Below are 16,523 nucleotides of genomic sequence, written 5' to 3'. Positions count from 1 at the left end.
AATCGGAAGAGGGTGCCATGGACCGACTTTACGCCGCCGCTTTCGCAGCGCTGACCTTCACACTCTCGACGACCGCAACAGCAGGCGAAACGCCCGCACCCGCAGATGCGAAGGTTTATTTCATCGATTTGAACGACGGCGACAAGGTATCGAGCCCGATCGACATCCGATTCGGCATAGAAGGCATGCAGATTGTGCCCGCGGGCACCGAGCAGGAGTATTCCGGCCACCACCACCTCTTGATCGACACCACGCTGGATGGCGCTTCGCTGGATGTGCCGATCCCGGCGGACGAACAGCACATCCACTTCGGCAGCGGCCAGAAGGAGGCAAGGGTGGAGCTTTCGCCAGGCGAGCATACGCTGCAGCTCGTTCTCGGCGATCTCAACCACATTCCGCACAATCCGCCCGTGATATCGGAGCGGATCACCATTACGGTGGAATAGGCGCGAAATAAAACGCCCCGCCGAAACTCGGCGGGGTCATGATTGCTTGAAGGAAAATGCCGATTACGCGCTTTTCGCCGCGCGCTCGGCCTTCTTGCGGTCGTTCGGATCGAGGATCGCCTTGCGCAGGCGGATCGTCTTCGGCGTCACCTCGACCAGTTCATCGTCCGCGATATAGGAAAGTGCGGCTTCGAGGCTGAGGCGGATCGGCGTCGTCAGCTTCACCGCCTCATCCTTGCCGGCGGAGCGGATATTGGTGAGCTGCTTGCCCTTCAGCACGTTCACCTCGAGATCGTTTCCACGCGTATGCTCGCCGACGATCATGCCGCGATAGACCTTGATGCCCGGATCGATCAGCATCGGCCCGCGATCCTCAAGGTTCCACAGCGCATAGGCGACCGCCTCGCCATCTCCGTTGGAAATGAGCACGCCGGTATGGCGGCTCGGGATCTCGCCCTTGTAGGGCTCATAGGCGTGGAAGACGCGGTTGAAGATCGCCGTGCCGCGCGTGTCCGACAGAAGCTCCGACTGATAGCCGATGAGCCCGCGCGTCGGCGCGTTGAAGACGAGGCGCGTGCGCCCGCCACCCGACGGGCGCATTTCCAGAAGCTCGGCCTTGCGTTCCGACAGCTTCTGCACGACCGCGCCGGAATGCTCCTCGTCGACGTCGATGGTCACTTCCTCCACCGGTTCCAGACGCTGGCCGTTTTCCCCCGTCTGGTAGACGACGCGCGGGCGGCCGACGCAGATCTCGAAGCCTTCGCGGCGCATGTTCTCGATCAGGATGGCAAGCTGAAGCTCGCCACGGCCGGAAACGATGAAGGCGTCGCCGCCCGGCGCATCCTCGACTTTCAGGGCGACGTTGCCTTCCGCTTCGTCATACAAACGCTTGCGGATGACGCGGGACTGCACCTTGTCGCCCTCGGTGCCGGCAAGCGGGCCGTCGTTGACGAAGAAGGTCATGGAAAGGGTGGGTGGGTCGATCGGTTGGGCGGACAGCGGCTCCTTCACGTCAGGCGCGCAGAGCGTGTCGGAAACCGTGGCCTCCGCAAGGCCGGCCAGCGAGACGATGTCGCCCGCCTCGCCCTTTTCGATCGGCTGACGCTCCAACCCGCGGAAGGCGAGCACCTTGGAAAGGCGGCCCGTTTCAACCGTCTTGCCGTCGCGCGAAAGGGCCTTGACGGCCATGTTCGGCGTAACGGAGCCAGAGACGATGCGCCCCGTCAGGATGCGGCCGAGGAAGGGGTTCGATTCAATCGTCGTCGCCAGCATGCGGAAGGAGCCTTCCTCCGCCTTCGGCGCCTCGACATGCTTGAGCACCAGGTCGAACAGCGGGCCCATGCCGTCCTGCGGGCCGGAAGGGTCGTTCGCCATCCAGCCCTGCTTGGCGGAGCCGTAGACTACGGGGAAGTCGAGCTGTTCCTCATTGGCGTCAAGTGCCGCGAACAGGTCGAACACTTCGTCCAGCACCTCTTCGGCGCGCTGTTCGGGCTTGTCAATCTTGTTGATCGCGACGATCGGACGAAGGCCGAGCTTCAGCGCCTTGCCGAGCACGAATTTCGTCTGCGGCATAGGCCCTTCCGCCGCATCGACCAGCAGGACGACGCCATCGACCATGTGCAGGATACGCTCCACCTCGCCGCCGAAATCGGCATGGCCCGGCGTGTCGACGATGTTGATGCGCGTCTCGCCCCATTCGAGCGAGGTGACCTTGGCGAGGATGGTAATCCCGCGCTCGCGTTCCAGGTCGTTTGAATCCATCATCCGCTCTTCCGTGCGCTGGTTCTCTCGGAAGGAGCCGGATTGCTTCAATAGGACGTCGATGAGCGTGGTCTTGCCATGGTCGACGTGCGCGATGATCGCGATATTGCGAAGGTTCATGAAAGCTCCAGGAGCATGCCGGTCAAATTCGGGCCCAAGCGCCAGGGGAAACGGCCATCCAGCCGTCCGGCGGGGCGCACTCGAGCGCATGAGATGTTTCGAGATGGCGCCTTCTAGCCCATTTCCGTGACGATTTGAACGCAAAACCGCAGACCGCCCGGCAAAAGCGCCGCAACGCATGGCTGTCGCGCGAAAATCAGGATTGCCAGACAATCAGGATTTCGGATAATAAGGCAAACTTACGAAATTCGAGGCACCCATGTCGGCAACGCAATACGAGACGCTCGGCTTCGTGCTGTCCGATCTTTCGCGGCTCTACCGCAAGCACTTCGAGGTGGGTCTTCTCAAGTCCGGGATAGGGCTGACGCCCGGTGCGGCGCGCGCGCTCGCCTATGCCTATGTTTACGAGGGAATGCGCCAGCGCGACCTTGCCGAACGCATGGGCGTGGAGCCGATGACGCTCGTCGGCTATCTCGACCAACTCGAAGGCAAGGGGCTGATCGAACGCGCCGCCGACCCCAGCGACCGGCGTTGCAAGCTGATCCGCGCGACACGTGAGGCGGAAGCGACGATTTCGGATATGCGCGAGGTGGGCGCCAGGGTGCGCGGCCTCGCCACCAAAGGCATGAATGACGAAGAGGTGGAAACGCTCCGGCTGACGCTGCTCAGCATCCGTGACAGGCTCGCCGAAACGCCCATGAACGACAGGCCGGGGAAGAAGTCGCCGGAACTCGAGGGCTCGGCATGAACCCGACCAAGCCGGCCGCCGCACCCCCCGGCGCCACTTTGATGAGCGAGCGCAAGACGGCGATCATCGGCGCGATTCTTGTCGCTCTCGGCCCCGTCTCCATGGCGATTTATACGCCCGCGATGCCGCGTCTCGTCGAGGTTTTCAGCACCGACATCTCTTCCGTCAAACTGACGCTGACGATCTATTTCGCCGGCTTCACGCTGGCCCAGCTCGTCTGCGGCCCGCTGTCCGACGCCTTCGGACGACGGCCGATCGTGCTCGCCTTTTCCGGCATCTACCTCGTCGGCAGCTTCATCGCCTTCGCGGCCTCGGGTATCGGGGCGCTTCTTGCCGCCCGCCTCCTGCAAGGCATCGGCGCCTCGGTCGGCATCGCAATCTCGCGCGCCATCGTGCGCGACCAGTTCGTCGGCCAGGCATCGGCGCGCATCATGAACCTGATCGGGCTAATGCTCGCGATTGGCCCCGCGCTTGCGCCCACCATCGGCGGCCTGACGCTGGAAGCGCTCGGCTGGCGGGCGATCTTCCTGATCATGGTCATCTACGGGGTCGGCATCGGCGTGCTTGCGATCTTCTTCATGGAAGAGACCAACGCATTTCGGGACCGCAACCACATGTCGCCGAAGCGGCTTGCCTCCTCCTACCTTCGGCTTCTCCGCGAACCGCGCTTTCTGAAACCCTCGATCATCCTCGGCACGACGCTCGGCGGCATCTATACGCTCGCGACGATCCTGCCCTTCGTCATCATCGATAAAGTCGGCCTCACGCCGTCCCAGTTCGGCTATTCTATGATGCTGCAATCGGGTTCGTTTTTTCTGGGTTCGCTCGTCACGCGCAAGCTCCTGAAGCGCCACACGGCGGAGCGGATCGTTCCCGCGGGCATGGCGCTGGTCCTCGCGGCGATCGTCTCCATGGCGATCCTTGCCCGTTTCGAAGGGCTGACGCTCTGGCACGTCATGGGCCCGGTCGCCATTTTCGCTTTCGGCATCGCAGTCATCCTGCCGTCCATGTCGACGCGAGCGCTCTTTCCCTTTCCCGAGATCGCCGGCGCGGCCTCGGCGATGATGGGCTTTTTCCAGATGGGCGGCGGCCTTCTCGGCAGTTTCGCCGCCGTTCTCATCGGCGATCCGGTTGCGGGCCTCGGCATCGTTGTCCCGGTGATGGGAGCGATCGCCCTTGTCCTTTCCCTGATGCCGGATGCTCCCTATCCGGAGCCCGCGGGAGAACCGGGCGAGTAACCTAAAGCGCCGGCCCCGCCCGCCTCTTGGCGGACACATGCGATGTCGCTTGGCGACAGCGGTCCGACGTTTCGGCAATGCCCTTTCCGAAGCGCTGGCGATATCAAGAGGCGGAACCACACGTCTCTTGACGTCACTGGCAGATGGGGCCATCACCTTCGGCTTCCGGTTTGCTACAAAGCGATTTCAGTCGAAACCGCCAGGAACGATGGGCGCCATGACGACCTCAGATTCCAAAACGCTCGATTTCGGGGCGCCGAAGCTGGCACTCCCCAATCCTGCCATCATGGGCGTTCTCAACGTAACACCCGATTCCTTTTCCGACGGCGGACGCCATGACGCGCCCGCTCTTGCCGTCGCGCACGCCAGGATCATGGTGGAGGAAGGTGCGGACATCCTCGATATCGGCGGCGAGAGCACGCGCCCCGGCGCGACGCCCGTGCCGGCCGAAGAGGAATGGCAGCGCATCGCACCGGTGATAAAGCAGATCGTCGCCATGGGCGTGCCGGTGTCGATCGATACCTACAAGGCGGAAACTGCGCGCCGTGCCGTCCACGCAGGCACCAGAATCGTCAACGACGTCTGGGGCCTGCAGAAAGACCCGGCGATGGCCGACACGGCCGCCGACCTGGGTGTTCCCGTGATCATGATGCACAATCGCGAGGCGGCGGATGCCGAAATCGACATACTCGCCGATATCGACCGTTTCTTCGAACGCTCAATGGAACTGGCCGAAAGGGCTGGCATTCCCCGCTCCTTCCAGATGCTCGATCCCGGTATCGGCTTCGGCAAGACGATCGACCAGAACTTCTTGATCCTGAACCGGCTGGAAACGCTTTCAAAGCACGGCCTGCCGCTTCTGGTCGGCGCTTCTCGCAAGAAGATGATCGGCGCCGTTCTGGACGTGCCGACCGACGACAGGCTTTACGGCTCGCTTGCCGCCCACACCATCGCCATGCACAAGGGGGCCGCGATCATCCGCGCCCACGATGTGAAACCCCACAAGGACGCGGCACGCCTCATCGCCGCGATCCACCGCGAAAGCGCTACCGACCGATGACAGACACGACCCGCGCCGCCCTTGGCCTCGGCTCCAACATCGGCGACACGAAATCGAACCTCGACGAGGCGCTCAGCCGTCTTTCCGAAATCGGCGGCATTGAGGTCATCACTCGCTCGAGCGACTATCGCACCCCACCGTGGGGCCCCGTCGCGCAGGATGACTTCCGAAATGCCTGCGCGGTTGTCGAGACGACGCTGCCGGCGCGCGAACTGCTCGAGCATTGTCTTGAAGTGGAGCGGGAAATGGGCCGCGTGCGCGACCAGCGCTGGGGCCCGCGCCTGATCGACATCGACGTCCTCGTCTATGGGAACGCCAGGGTCGACGAAGAAGGACTGTCCATCCCCCATCCGCGCATGGGCGAGCGCGCCTTCGTGCTGGTTCCGCTTGCCGAAATCTGGCCGGATGCGCCCATAGGCGACGGGCGTACCGCGACCGAGGCCCTGAAGAACTGCCCCGGCAAGGAAGACATCACCCGGCTTTGAAAGCGCGCCGAATGCCGGTTAGGCCCTTGGCTACTCCCCGGCCTCCGCCTTTGCCAGGTCGCGCCCGAAGTTCGGGACGGCGGTGTCCTGTCCAGCCTCAACGATGGAGCGGCGGATTTCGCGCGTGCGGGTGAAGATGTCGAACAGCTTGTCCCCGTCGGACCAGCGGATCGCCCGTTGAAGGGCTGCCAGATCCTCGGAAAACCGCGCCAGCATCTCCAGGATCGCATCCTTGTTGTGCAGGCAGACGTCGCGCCACATGGTCGGGTCGGAAGCTGCAAGACGCGTGAAGTCGCGAAAGCCGGAAGCGGAATATTTGATCACTTCCGACTTCGTGACCGCCTCCAGATCGTCCGCCGTGCCGACGATGTTATAGGCGATGATATGCGGCAGATGCGAGACGATGGCGAGCACCAGGTCATGGTGTTCGGCATCCATCATGTCGACCGTCGATCCGCAGCCCTCCCAGAAGGCGGTGAGCTTCGCAACCGCAGCCGGATCCGTTCCCTCAAGGGGGGTGAGAATGCACCAGCGATTGCGGAAAAGTTCCGCGAAACCCGCGTCCGGGCCGGACTGTTCCGTGCCTGCGATGGGGTGCCCGGGAATGAAATGCACACCCTCCGGCACATGCGGCGCCATCTGTTCGACAACCGAACGCTTCGTCGAGCCGGCATCCGTCAGGATCGCGCCGGGCTTCAGAGATGGCGCGATCCATTTGGCGACCGCCCCGCTGGCACCGACCGGCACCGAAACGATGACGAGATCGGCATCCTCCACCGCTTCGCCCGCATCCAGGCAATATCGGTCGCCAAGCCCGAGTTCCTCCGCCCGCTGCAGGGTTTCTTCCGAGCGGGTGGAGATCACGATTTCCTCGGCAAGCCCCCCCTTTCGCGCAGCGCGCGCGAGCGAGGAGCCGATCAGGCCGATACCGATGAGGGCAAGACGGCGAACGATTGGAGCGGACATGAGCTGGGGCAAGTTTCCTTTATAGGGGCGCTCGATAGCACGTTGATTTTGGAGCGAATTCTTATCACGAAAGCGAAGTCGCTTTCGTGGAAAGCGCTCTAGGCACCCATAAATTCCTTGAGGGCGGCGATGACGTCCCGGTTGGCCTCCTCAGCGCCGATCGACATGCGTAGTGCATTGGGAAGGCCGTAGGCGGCGACCTGACGCAGCACGCAGCCGCGCCCCGACAGATAGAGATCCGCATCCGCCGCCGTCTGGCCAACACCTTCGGGGAAGTGGATGAGGATAAAATTTCCGACGCTCGGCGTGACCTTGAGACCAAGCGCCTCGATCTCGCGCGTTACCCACGGCAGCCATTTTTCGTTATGTTCCGCCGCGCGGTCCGTGAACGCCCGATCCTCGATTGCCGCGATGCCGGCGGCCATCGCCGCCGAATTTACGTTGAAAGGGCCGCGAATACGGTTCAGCGCATCAATGACGTGATCCGGCCCGTAGGCCCAGCCGAGACGAAGAGCCGCAAGGCCGTAAATCTTCGAAAAAGTGCGCGTCATGAGCACGTTATCGGCCGTCGCCGCCAGTTCCACGCCCGCCTCGTAATCGTTGCGGCGCACATATTCCGCATAGGCTGCATCGAGCACGAGCAATGTGTGCCCCGGCAGGCCGGCGTGCAGGCGGCGTATCTCGCTGAACGGCAGGTAGGTGCCGGTCGGATTATTGGGATTGGCGAGGAAGACAACCTTCGTACGCTCGGTAACGCGGGCAAGGATCGCGTCGACATCGGCCGTCATGTCCTTTTCAGGCGCAACGACCGGCGTTCCGCCGGCGCCCAGGATCGCGATCTTGTAAACGAGAAAACCATATTCGCTGTAGATCGCCTCGTCGCCCGGACCGATATAGGCACGTGCGACAAGCTCCAGGATCTCGTCCGACCCGGTGCCGCAGATGATGCGGTCTGCGTTCAGCCCGTTCACGCGCGCGATCGCCGCGCGAAGGTCCGTCGCCGCGCCGTCCGGATAGTGCTCGAGATGATCCAGCGAACGCAGCGCCTCAATGGCGCGCGGGCTTGGGCCAAGCGGCGTTTCGTTGGAGGAAAGCTTGTGCAGTTTGTCGCCGCCTGTCGCCTTGGAGCGGCCTGGAATATAAGGCGCTATCTCCAGGACGCCGGCACGCGGTACGGGGCGCTTTGCTGCACGCTCGGAAGCAACGTCGGTCATGGTCATCGTCACTCAGCTTTCTTTCTCGTCCCAGGTCTCGTCGGTGGCTTCGTCGATGTCGATCGGCGCGGCATAGGCGCCGACCCTTCGAAGCGTGTCGGGTTCCGCCCCCGCCTCGGCGCATAAACGGGCCACATCGCCAGCCGAAAGGTCGCCACGCGCAGCAATCAGCGCATCCACACCTTCCGCCGTACGGTGGAAGGCCAGCACCTCCAGCCCGCCATCCATCAGCCGCCCTGGCAACGTGCCGCGCCAGCGCGCGTCATAGGTGGCGATATCCCGCGCTTCCGCAGCAGCCGCGCTTTTCGCGACGACAACCAACGGCAGATCGGCCGGCCTTTCCTCGGCCACGAAGAAGGGCAGTCGTGCGACGATTTCCGGCGCGGGCGCGCCAAGGCTGCGCCACCATGGCAATTCGGCGCGTTCATCGAGCCGGATCAGGCCGATCGCCCGCGCATCTTCCGCCGCCGCACGGATCACGTCCGGAGCATCGCCCGCCGGTTCAACCGAAATTGAAAAGCCGAAATGGTAGTGCGCGGATTCCAGGAGCGCGGCCGATTCTTCCGTTTCCTCGCAATGAATTGCAAGGCACCCGGCACCTGCCGCCGCCAATGCTCGCCAGATGGGTTCCAGCGCGGTGAGCGAGGCTCCGTCTTCGCAACGTTCGACCAGCGCACGCAAGGCTTCGTTGAACGGCTCGGCAAACAGCACGTCGGCAGCGCCCGGATTCCCGCGGATATTTGCCGCCGCGGCAAGACGTTCGCCGATCAACGCCTGCAATTCGCGGTCGATCCTTTCCAGCCGCGCGGCAGCATCCGCGATCGCTGCGTCGCCACCGGTCATGACGGTTTGGCCATTCCTGTCGCTTTCGCTTGGCACGTCCTTCGCCTTCCAGACCTCGTTCCTCAGGCGCAGCATTCATATGTAACGGGGGCCGTGAAAGCAAAAGAAAACATTGACGGACAGGCAGTCGGGGCCTACCTCGGGTGGCCTTGCGCCGGTTGCACGGGCGCATATGGAATTGTACGAAAACGCCATGACGAGCACGACCAGCAAAGCAGACGACACTGACAATGAGCCCGCCACGCGGCTCGTCGCGCAAAACGAGGCGGACAACCCTTCGAGCAAGAAGGTCGTCTTCGGCGCGGACCGCGCGCTTGCGCTCGATGCCGGTGAAGAGCTCGGCCCCTGGCAGATCGCCTATGAGACGTACGGCACCCTCAATGCCGAGCGGACGAACGCCGTGCTTGTGTGCCATGCGCTGACGGGCGATCAATATGTCGCTTCGGAAAACCCGATCACGGGCAAGCCCGGCTGGTGGTCGCTGATGGTCGGGCCGGGACGCCCGGTCGACACCGACAAATATTTCGTCATCTGCGCCAATGTGCTCGGCGGGTGCCTCGGCACCACGGGACCGGCTTCTCTCAATCCCGCGACAGGAAAGCCCTGGGCGCTCGACCTGCCCGTCGTGACGATCCGCGACATGGTACGCTCGCAGGCGCGGCTGATCGATCATCTCGGCATCGATACACTCTTCGCCGTCATCGGCGGTTCCATGGGCGGCATGCAGGTGCTGCAATGGGCGGCAAGCTATCCGGAGCGTGTTTTCTCCGCCCTTCCGATCGCGGCGGCCGCGCGTCATTCCTCGCAGAATATCGCCTTTCACGAGGTCGGCCGCCAGGCCGTCATGGCCGACCCGAACTGGGCCGGCGGCGCCTATCACGAGAAAGGCCTGAGACCTTCCAAGGGCCTTGCGGTTGCGCGCATGGCCGCGCATATCACCTACCTCTCGGACGCGGCCCTGCATCGCAAGTTCGGGCGCAACCTCCAGGACCGCGAGGCGATAACCTTCGGTTTCGACGCCGACTTCCAGATCGAAAGCTACCTGCGTCACCAGGGCATGACCTTCGTCGACCGGTTCGACCCGAACAGCTACCTTTATGTGACCCGGGCGATGGACTATTTCGATCTCGCCGCCGATTACGAGGGATCGCTGGCGCGCGCTTTCCTGCATTCGCAGACGCGCTTCTTCGTCATGTCCTTCACCTCCGACTGGCTGTTTCCGACACAGGAAAGCAAGGTGGTCGTGAAGGCGCTGAACGCGGCAGCCGCCAACGTCTCCTTCGTGGAGGTGGAAAGCGACCGCGGGCACGACGCCTTCCTGCTCGACGAGCCCGAGATGTTCCGCACGATCCGCGGCTTCCTGACGGGAGCCGCGAACGCGCGCGGCATTCCGGCGCCGGGAGGCGGGCTATGACCGCCGTCTCCTCCGCGCTTATCGAAGAAAACGGCACGCTTCAGAAGGCGATACGCGGCGACCACAGGCTCGTCTGCGACCTGGTGACCCAGGGCGCGCGGGTGCTTGACGTCGGTTGCGAGGACGGGGCGCTGCTCGATCTTCTGACGCGGGAGCGCGGCGTCGACGGACGGGGCATGGAAATCAGCCAGGCCGGCGTGAACGCCTGCGTCGCGCGCGGTCTTTCCGCCGTGCAGGGCGATGCCGACAGGGACCTTGCCGACTATCCGGACGACGCCTTCGACTTCGTCATTTTGAGCCAGACGCTGCAGGCAACGCGCGAGCCAAAGACGGTTCTGAAGCAACTGCTGCGCATCGGCTCGAACGTGGTCGTCTCCTTCCCGAACTTCGGCTTTTGGAAGAACCGCCTGCAGCTGCTTTTCTATGGCCGCATGCCGGTGACCGACTATCTACCCTATTCCTGGTACGACACACCGAACATCCACTTCTGCACGATCCGCGATTTCGTCGCGCTTTGCGAGGAGGTCGATGCCGAGGTTGTCAAGGCGATGGCGCTCAACGACAAGGGCCGCAAAGTCGGATTCAACGCGCCCTGGTGGGTCTGGAATCTCGTCGGCCAGCAGGCCGTCTTTCTCCTGAAACGTTGAGAACTCAGGTCGATATCCCGGGTTTTTGAGCCTCCGGGCAGCCGGTGCGCCCGTTCAGGCCCGCGACCCCTTGCGGGATGAAGACAGGCTTGAGCGCCCGCACCCGCTTGCCCTCTCCCGCAGCCAGCCCCCGGAAAAGCTGCTTTTCCGCTTCTATCACCAGCAGCCCGGCAAAGGCCGGCCAGAGCCGGCGGCCGACCCGCTCCCACGTCCGCGCCGACCTCAGGAGGAAGCGGGAACGCGTCGGCGGCAGGAAAAGCGCCTCGTCGCTTGCCGATACATTGAATTGGCAATCCTTCAGGAGCGCCTCGAGTTGCCCCCTCGAGTATGGCCGCCCATAGCCGAAGGGCGAGGTCTCGGCGCGCGCCCAAAGCCCACGGCGGTTGGCAACCACCACGACAATCTTGCCGCCCGGCACCAGAACCCGCCACGCGTCGTGCAAAAGCTCCACCGGATCGCGGCAGTGGTCGATGGCGTGGACGACCAGGATGCGGTCGAACATGCTGTCGGGAAACGGCAGCCGGATCTCGTCCACCAGCGTCGCAGCATTGTCGCGCTCGCGCGGCCAGGCGACCACCCCTTGCGCGGCGGGCATGGCCGCAACGGTGCGCTCCGCCTCATCCATGAATGGTCGAAGGTAGGGGCCCGCATAACCGAGGCCGAGCAGGCGCTGGCCGGCGACCGTCGGCCACGCCGCGCGCAACCGCTGGCCCACGAGCACGCGCAGCATCCGCCCCAGCGGCAGATCGTAAAACGTCTTTAGATCGACGACGTCAAGATACATGCTCAGCCCTTGCCGCTCCCCGAACGAGAGATCAGCTTATCCCGGACAATCCCCACAAGGCCAATGGATTGAACCGTTCCTTCAAACGGAACGCAACATTGAATGCGCAAGAGACATTGTGGCCTTGCGGTAGCCGAAAGGCTTTGCCAGTCTCCCAAGCAAATCACGCCAATCCGTTACGAGGAGACGACCATGTCCGCCGACACCCCGCGCTTTGAAATCAAACAGTTTCCCTGCCTCAGCGATAATTTCGGAGTGCTCATCCACCTGCCCGACAGCGGGCGCACCGTCGCGTTCGACGTTCCCGCCGCCGGGCCATATCTCGAAGCTCTCGAAGAAACAGGCTGGAAACTGACCGACATTCTGATCACCCACCACCATTGGGACCATGTGGAAGGCCTAAGCGAACTGAAGCAGGCTACGGGAGCGAAAGTAACCGCCCCGAACATCTCAAAAGGCAAAATTGCCGACGTCGATGCCTATGTGGAGGATGGCGACCGGGTCATGGTCGGCGACCTCGAATTTCACGCCGTCGGCACGCCTGGACACACGATCGACCAGATTTCATGGTGGGCGCCGGACGCGAAATTCGCCCACACGGGCGATACCCTGTTTTCCGTCGGCTGCGGCCGCGTGATGGAGGGCGACATGGAGATGATGTCGGCCTCCCTTGAAAAGCTCACCCGCCTGCTGCCGGGCGATACGAACATCTACTGCGGCCATGAATACACGGCGGCCAACGTGAAATTCGCCCTGACGGTGGATGCGGACAATCCCGCTCTTGCCCGCCGCGCGAAGGAAGTCGCCGATCTCAGGAACGCAGGCAAATCCACCCTGCCGACGACGATGGAACAGGAGCTTGCCACCAACCCCTTCCTGCGCACGAGCGATGCCTCGATCCAAAAGACGGTTGGCAAGGAAGGCGCTTCACAGGCAGAGGTTTTCGCCGAACTTCGCACGCGCAAGGACAATTTCCGCGGCTGAAACACGCCGAAGCCGGAGGCCAGCATGACGCCCGATCGCATAGGTTCGATACCCGACCTTTCGCTCGATCAGGTCGTGAAACTTCTTGAAATGAGGCCGCACCCGGAAGGCGGCTTCTACAGGGAAACCTTTCGCGATTCCGAGTGCGACGAGGCGGGGCGGGCGGCCTCCACCGCGATTTACTATCTGCTGCCAGGCGGTGAAGTTTCCGCCTGGCACCGGGTGGGTGCCGTGGAAATCTGGCACTGGTACGCAGGCGGGCCGCTTGTCCTGTCGATCGCGGGAGATGACGGCGCGCGGCAGGAAATCAAGCTCGGCCCCGATCTTGCCGGCGGCGAGCGCCCGCAAGGCGTCGTGCCCCGACATGCATGGCAATCGGCGAAAAGCATGGGGCCATGGACGCTCGTTGGCTGCACGGTCGCGCCGGGTTTTGAATTCTCCGGATTCGAAATGGCGCCCGAAGGCTTTGAGCCCTGAGTGCTGCTTCGCGATCCTATTGCAAAGTGGCCTTGTCCGACTTCACATAAGCGGGAATAAGCTGGCCGAGCCAGGTTTCCGACAAAGCGTCTTCACCCTTCTTCAGGTAGACGCGCGCATCAACAGGGTCGCCGCCCTCGATCTTCGCGTCGAAGACAAGCCGCCAGCGATCGGTGCCGACGACAGGCAGAAGATAAGAGTTGATCGGCTCGCCACGCGAAAGCTCCACCGCGGGCTCCAGCCCATCCTCATGGCCAAGGCCCTTCAGCGCTTCGCCTTTGAAATCGAGCACGATTTTCACTTGCCCCTTCGGCCTCGGCTGTCCCGGCACGCCGCCCTGGCCGATTCGTGTGGCAACGACGCGTGAACCCGCACCCGCCTGCGGATGGTCATCGGCCCAGTGCATTCGGTAGGAAAATTCCAGCGCATCGCCCTTTTCCGGCATTTTCTGAGGCGACCAATAGGCGACGATATTGTCGTAGATCTCGTCATCCGTCGGCAGTTCGACCAGTTGCACCATGCCCCTGCCGAAGGGCCTCAAGGGTTCGATCCAGACCGAGGGCCGGCGATTATAGAAAACGCCGTCGTCCTGATAGTTCTCGAACGCCCGGTCGCGCTGCGCAAGGCCGAATCCCTTCACGTCGCCGACGAGGAAACTGGATGTGCGGATGATCTTCGGATTGTTGAGCGGGCGCCAGATGCGCTCGCCATTACCGGTCAGGATCGCAAGGCCATCGGTATCATGCACCTCGGGCCGCCAATCGGCGGCACTTGCCCGGTTCGTTTCCGAATACCAATACATGCTGGTCAGCGGCGCGATGCCGAGGCGCTCCACCTTCTCCCGGAAAAAGAGCCTTGCCTCCACATCGACGATCTGGCCCTCGTCGTCCGTGTTCCGCAGCTTCATGCGATAGGCGCCGACGACGCTTCCGCTTTCCAGAAGCGCATGGATCGTCATCGTCGTGTCGCCATCCTCCGGTCCGCCCAGCCAGAATTCGGAAAAGCGCGGAAACTCCTCCGGCGTCGACAACCCCGTGTCGATGGAAAGCGCACGTGCCGACTGGCCATACTGCCTCGAAGCGCCATCGGTGCGGAAATAGCTTGCGCCAAGAAAGGATATCCAGTCGGTCCCGAGATCCTCGCGCATCACCCGGAAGCCGGCGAAGCCGATATCGTCCGGCAGTTCGCGAGCGGGGCTGCCCTCCGGAATGTCGAAATACTCCGGCGAATAGAGGATTTCGCGGGCGCTTCCGCCCTCCACCAGATGAAGCTTCACCGGTTCCTTGAAGTAGCGCCCCATGTGAAACATCTGCAAGGGCACGCCGTCGGCAATATCGACCGTATGCGCCTTGTCGAAGACGATTTTCCAGTGGGCGTCGTAGTCGATGGCTTCCAGCGCCTGACCGGCGCGGATCTTCGGTGCATCATGGGGCTTCGCCGCCAGTTTCCCCGCCCGCTCGGTGAGCCGGTCAAAGGAAAACACCTGCCGCTCCCCCAATTCGATGGAAGCCGCGGACGAGGTTGCGGTAGCAAACGTGAATCCTGCAAGAAAAAGCCGGGCGGCGGCACGGGAAAAGCGCATGAAACCCTCGTGGCCTCAAGCGAGACTCGCTCGCGTCAGGCCACTGTGAAGCGCGCGATTGTGGCAGATCGTTGATTTCGCGACGTTAAATAAGAGAAATTTGCGAAACCCTTCACAGGATTACCCACCCAAGGCTTCCTGCAACTGTTTCAAGAGCTCTTCGCGTTCGCGCGGGTCTTCCAGACCCTCCAGGCGGTTCGAAAGCGCCAGGCTGAATTCGGCATATTGGTTGTGCCAGTCGTGGGCGAGTTCTTCATCCGCGATGCGCCTCGCCGCGCGCCCCTTGGACTGGGCGGTACCGGCCAGGAGTTCGAAGGTTTCGTCGAACATCGGCAGCAGGATCTTTTCCAGTTCCAACCCCTTTTCGCCAAGCAGAAGGCGCAGGTTCATACGCGCTTCGTGTTCGCCGTGGTTGAGGAACAGCCCGCCGACGATAGGCCCGCGCTCCAGAATCCATTCAACAAGTTCGCTGCGGTCGGCGTGGGCGGAGTAGTTTCCGATCTGGCGGATGGCCGCGCGCACCTTGAATTCGCGCCCATGAATGCGGACATCTTGCCTGCCCGACTGGATGATCTGCCCGAGCGTTCCCGGCGCCTGATAGCCGACGAAGAGGATCGTCGCCTCCTTCCGCCAGATATTGTTCTTCAGGTGGTGCTTGATGCGTCCGGCCTCGCACATTCCGCTTGCCGAAATTATGATCGCACCACCGGTCACGCGGTTGATCGCCTTGCTTTCCTCCACGCTTTTCACCAGCCGGAAGCGCGGATCGCGGAAAAGCTCGGCCTCGCTGAGCGCGATATCGTCGAACGTATGGGCGTGACGGATAAAAACCTCCGTCACCTTGTTGGCCAGCGGCGAATCCAGAAAGACGGCGGCGGGCGGAATCTCCTTTTGGGCCAGAAGAACGCCGATATCGTGCAGAAGCTCCTGGCTGCGTTCCACGGCGAAGGCGGGGATCACGATATTGCCGCCCCGTTCCAACCCCTCGACGAGTTCATTTCTCAAGGCTTCGCGGCGTTTTTCAAGGGTGTAGTCTTCCCGGTCCCTGTCGCCATAGGTGCTTTCGCAAACCACATAGTCGAAGCCCTCGCCCGCTTCGGGCTCGGGATAAAAAGCCTTTTCGTCCGGGCCGATATCGCCGGAAAACAGGAGCCTGAGCGTGTGCTCGTTCCCGTCTTCCAGGATCTTCAGTTCAACGGAAGCCGACCCCAGGATGTGGCCTGCATTCCAGTAGCGCGCCGAAACGCCGGGCGCTGGTTCGAACCATGTTTCGAACTCACGCGTCTCGATCTGCTTCAGCGCCTGTTCGGCATCCTCCATGCGGTAGAGCGGCTGAATCGGCGGGGCATTGCGCCTCTGCTTTCGCCGGGAGATGCGTTCGGCATCGGATTCCACGATGGAGGCGGAGTCCGGCAGCATGAACTCCAGCAGGTCACGCGTCGCCGGCGTCGTGTAGATCGGCCCGCGAAAGCCGTGATGGATCAACTTCGGCACGAGGCCGGTATGGTCGATATGCGCGTGCGTCAGGATAACGAAATCGAGCGAGGCGGCGTCGAAAGGGAACGGTTTGGCGTTCAATTCCCGCACCGAACGGTTGCCCTGGAACATGCCGCAGTCGATCAGGAAACGGCAGTTTCCGGTTTGCACCTGAGAGCAGGAACCCGTAACCGTGCCCGCCGCACCGAAGAAGGAAAGCTCCGCCATCTCCACCACTCCGCCTGTCGTTGCGGCCATCCGATGTCCCGCAGCTTGCG

The 16,523-nt window shown here is 62.8% G+C and carries 16 protein-coding genes; 9 read left to right on the top strand and 7 right to left on the bottom strand.

Annotated features, from left to right (window positions below):
* Positions 1-17: 17 nt before the first annotated feature.
* Positions 18-446 (top strand): DUF4399 domain-containing protein, encoded by a 429-nt coding sequence (locus HPQ64_RS05325; protein WP_172887299.1) that lies wholly within the window; start codon positions 18-20, stop codon positions 444-446.
* A 63-nt stretch (positions 447-509) separates the two neighbouring features.
* Here HPQ64_RS05325 and typA read toward each other — a convergent pair whose 3' ends face one another.
* Positions 510-2,327: a translational GTPase TypA gene (typA, locus tag HPQ64_RS05320; protein ID WP_172887298.1), complete on the bottom strand. Its 1,818-nt coding sequence runs from the start codon at positions 2,325-2,327 to the stop codon at positions 510-512.
* A gap of 259 nt (positions 2,328-2,586) precedes the next feature.
* Here typA and HPQ64_RS05315 point away from each other — a divergent pair, with 259 nt between their 5' ends.
* The 4 genes from HPQ64_RS05315 (at position 2,587) to folK (ending at position 5,858) form a co-directional block, all read left to right on the top strand.
* Positions 2,587-3,075, top strand: a complete 489-nt coding sequence (locus HPQ64_RS05315; protein WP_172887297.1) for a MarR family winged helix-turn-helix transcriptional regulator — start codon at positions 2,587-2,589, stop codon at positions 3,073-3,075.
* Positions 3,072-4,313 carry a multidrug effflux MFS transporter gene (locus HPQ64_RS05310; protein WP_172887296.1) on the top strand — a complete coding sequence of 414 codons (1,242 nt, stop codon included), beginning with the start codon at positions 3,072-3,074 and terminating at the stop codon, positions 4,311-4,313. The genes HPQ64_RS05315 and HPQ64_RS05310 overlap by 4 nt, the downstream gene beginning before the upstream one ends.
* A 217-nt stretch (positions 4,314-4,530) precedes the next feature.
* Positions 4,531-5,373: a dihydropteroate synthase gene (gene folP / locus HPQ64_RS05305; RefSeq protein ID WP_246270300.1), complete on the top strand. Its 843-nt coding sequence runs from the start codon at positions 4,531-4,533 to the stop codon at positions 5,371-5,373.
* Positions 5,370-5,858, top strand: coding sequence for a 2-amino-4-hydroxy-6-hydroxymethyldihydropteridine diphosphokinase (gene folK / locus HPQ64_RS05300; protein WP_172887295.1), 489 nt, complete (start codon positions 5,370-5,372; stop codon positions 5,856-5,858). Before folP ends, folK begins: the two co-directional genes overlap by 4 nt.
* Positions 5,859-5,888: 30 nt before the next feature.
* Here the strand turns inward: folK and HPQ64_RS05295 are convergent, their stop codons facing one another.
* The 3 genes from HPQ64_RS05295 to HPQ64_RS05285 all read right to left on the bottom strand — a co-directional run bounded on the left by HPQ64_RS05295 (position 5,889) and on the right by HPQ64_RS05285 (position 8,956).
* The gene (locus tag HPQ64_RS05295) at positions 5,889-6,824 is read right to left on the bottom strand and encodes a prephenate/arogenate dehydrogenase family protein (RefSeq protein WP_172887294.1); all 936 of its coding nucleotides are present in this window, start codon (positions 6,822-6,824) and stop codon (positions 5,889-5,891) included.
* Positions 6,825-6,922: 98 nt separating this feature from the next.
* On the bottom strand, positions 6,923-8,038 hold the full coding sequence (gene hisC / locus HPQ64_RS05290; protein ID WP_210260205.1) for a histidinol-phosphate transaminase: 1,116 nt from the start codon (positions 8,036-8,038) through the stop codon (positions 6,923-6,925).
* A 12-nt stretch (positions 8,039-8,050) separates the two neighbouring features.
* On the bottom strand, positions 8,051-8,956 hold the full coding sequence (locus HPQ64_RS05285) for a hypothetical protein (RefSeq protein WP_210260095.1): 906 nt from the start codon (positions 8,954-8,956) through the stop codon (positions 8,051-8,053).
* 118 nt (positions 8,957-9,074) lie between these two features.
* Between HPQ64_RS05285 and metX the strand changes: the two genes are divergently transcribed.
* Together metX and metW are read left to right on the top strand one after the other, a co-directional pair.
* Positions 9,075-10,295 carry a homoserine O-acetyltransferase MetX gene (metX, locus tag HPQ64_RS05280; RefSeq protein ID WP_172887292.1) on the top strand — a complete coding sequence of 407 codons (1,221 nt, stop codon included), beginning with the start codon at positions 9,075-9,077 and terminating at the stop codon, positions 10,293-10,295.
* Positions 10,292-10,942 carry a methionine biosynthesis protein MetW gene (gene metW / locus HPQ64_RS05275; protein ID WP_172887291.1) on the top strand — a complete coding sequence of 217 codons (651 nt, stop codon included), beginning with the start codon at positions 10,292-10,294 and terminating at the stop codon, positions 10,940-10,942. Before metX ends, metW begins: the two co-directional genes overlap by 4 nt.
* Positions 10,943-10,946: 4 nt before the next feature.
* On the opposite strand, the gene HPQ64_RS05270 is transcribed toward metW, so the two are convergent.
* Positions 10,947-11,726 carry a methyltransferase domain-containing protein gene (locus tag HPQ64_RS05270; RefSeq protein WP_172887290.1) on the bottom strand — a complete coding sequence of 260 codons (780 nt, stop codon included), beginning with the start codon at positions 11,724-11,726 and terminating at the stop codon, positions 10,947-10,949.
* A 192-nt stretch (positions 11,727-11,918) separates the two neighbouring features.
* On the opposite strand from HPQ64_RS05270, the gene gloB reads away from it, so the two are divergent.
* Both gloB and HPQ64_RS05260 read left to right on the top strand, forming a co-directional pair.
* Entirely contained in the window at positions 11,919-12,710 is a 792-nt protein-coding gene (gene gloB / locus HPQ64_RS05265) for a hydroxyacylglutathione hydrolase (protein WP_172887289.1), read from the top strand.
* Between the two features lie 24 nt (positions 12,711-12,734).
* Positions 12,735-13,187, top strand: a complete 453-nt coding sequence (locus HPQ64_RS05260; protein ID WP_172887288.1) for a cupin domain-containing protein — start codon at positions 12,735-12,737, stop codon at positions 13,185-13,187.
* Between the two features lie 16 nt (positions 13,188-13,203).
* On the opposite strand, the gene HPQ64_RS05255 is transcribed toward HPQ64_RS05260, so the two are convergent.
* Both HPQ64_RS05255 and HPQ64_RS05250 read right to left on the bottom strand, forming a co-directional pair.
* Positions 13,204-14,670, bottom strand: coding sequence for an OpgD/OpgG family glucan biosynthesis protein (locus HPQ64_RS05255; protein ID WP_343035927.1), 1,467 nt, complete (start codon positions 14,668-14,670; stop codon positions 13,204-13,206).
* Between the two features lie 219 nt (positions 14,671-14,889).
* Complete coding sequence (locus HPQ64_RS05250; protein WP_246270298.1) at positions 14,890-16,503, bottom strand: MBL fold metallo-hydrolase; 1,614 nt, start codon at positions 16,501-16,503, stop codon at positions 14,890-14,892.
* Positions 16,504-16,523 lie beyond the last annotated feature (20 nt).

The organism is Hongsoonwoonella zoysiae, from assembly GCF_013266695.1.
GTDB lineage: Bacteria > Pseudomonadota > Alphaproteobacteria > Rhizobiales > Stappiaceae > Hongsoonwoonella > Hongsoonwoonella zoysiae.
Note: the sequence above shows the minus strand (reverse complement) of the source record. Positions and strands in the feature narration are given on the sequence as shown.

Bases quoted from the DNA above. Each gene is read 5' to 3' on its own strand.
- HPQ64_RS05285 (WP_210260095.1), bottom strand. From the start codon at position 8,956: ATGCTGCGCCTGAGGAACGAGGTCTGGAAGGCGAAGGACGTGCCAAGC.
- hisC (WP_210260205.1), bottom strand. From the start codon at position 8,038: ATGACCGACGTTGCTTCCGAGCGTGCAGCAAAGCGCCCCGTACCGCGT.
- HPQ64_RS05310 (WP_172887296.1), top strand. From the start codon at position 3,072: ATGAACCCGACCAAGCCGGCCGCCGCACCCCCCGGCGCCACTTTGATG.
- HPQ64_RS05260 (WP_172887288.1), top strand. From the start codon at position 12,735: ATGACGCCCGATCGCATAGGTTCGATACCCGACCTTTCGCTCGATCAG.
- metX (WP_172887292.1), top strand. From the start codon at position 9,075: ATGACGAGCACGACCAGCAAAGCAGACGACACTGACAATGAGCCCGCC.
- HPQ64_RS05250 (WP_246270298.1), bottom strand. From the start codon at position 16,503: ATGGCCGCAACGACAGGCGGAGTGGTGGAGATGGCGGAGCTTTCCTTC.
- HPQ64_RS05315 (WP_172887297.1), top strand. From the start codon at position 2,587: ATGTCGGCAACGCAATACGAGACGCTCGGCTTCGTGCTGTCCGATCTT.
- gloB (WP_172887289.1), top strand. From the start codon at position 11,919: ATGTCCGCCGACACCCCGCGCTTTGAAATCAAACAGTTTCCCTGCCTC.
- HPQ64_RS05270 (WP_172887290.1), bottom strand. From the start codon at position 11,726: ATGTATCTTGACGTCGTCGATCTAAAGACGTTTTACGATCTGCCGCTG.
- typA (WP_172887298.1), bottom strand. From the start codon at position 2,327: ATGAACCTTCGCAATATCGCGATCATCGCGCACGTCGACCATGGCAAG.
- folK (WP_172887295.1), top strand. From the start codon at position 5,370: ATGACAGACACGACCCGCGCCGCCCTTGGCCTCGGCTCCAACATCGGC.
- metW (WP_172887291.1), top strand. From the start codon at position 10,292: ATGACCGCCGTCTCCTCCGCGCTTATCGAAGAAAACGGCACGCTTCAG.
- HPQ64_RS05325 (WP_172887299.1), top strand. From the start codon at position 18: ATGGACCGACTTTACGCCGCCGCTTTCGCAGCGCTGACCTTCACACTC.
- folP (WP_246270300.1), top strand. From the start codon at position 4,531: ATGACGACCTCAGATTCCAAAACGCTCGATTTCGGGGCGCCGAAGCTG.
- HPQ64_RS05295 (WP_172887294.1), bottom strand. From the start codon at position 6,824: ATGTCCGCTCCAATCGTTCGCCGTCTTGCCCTCATCGGTATCGGCCTG.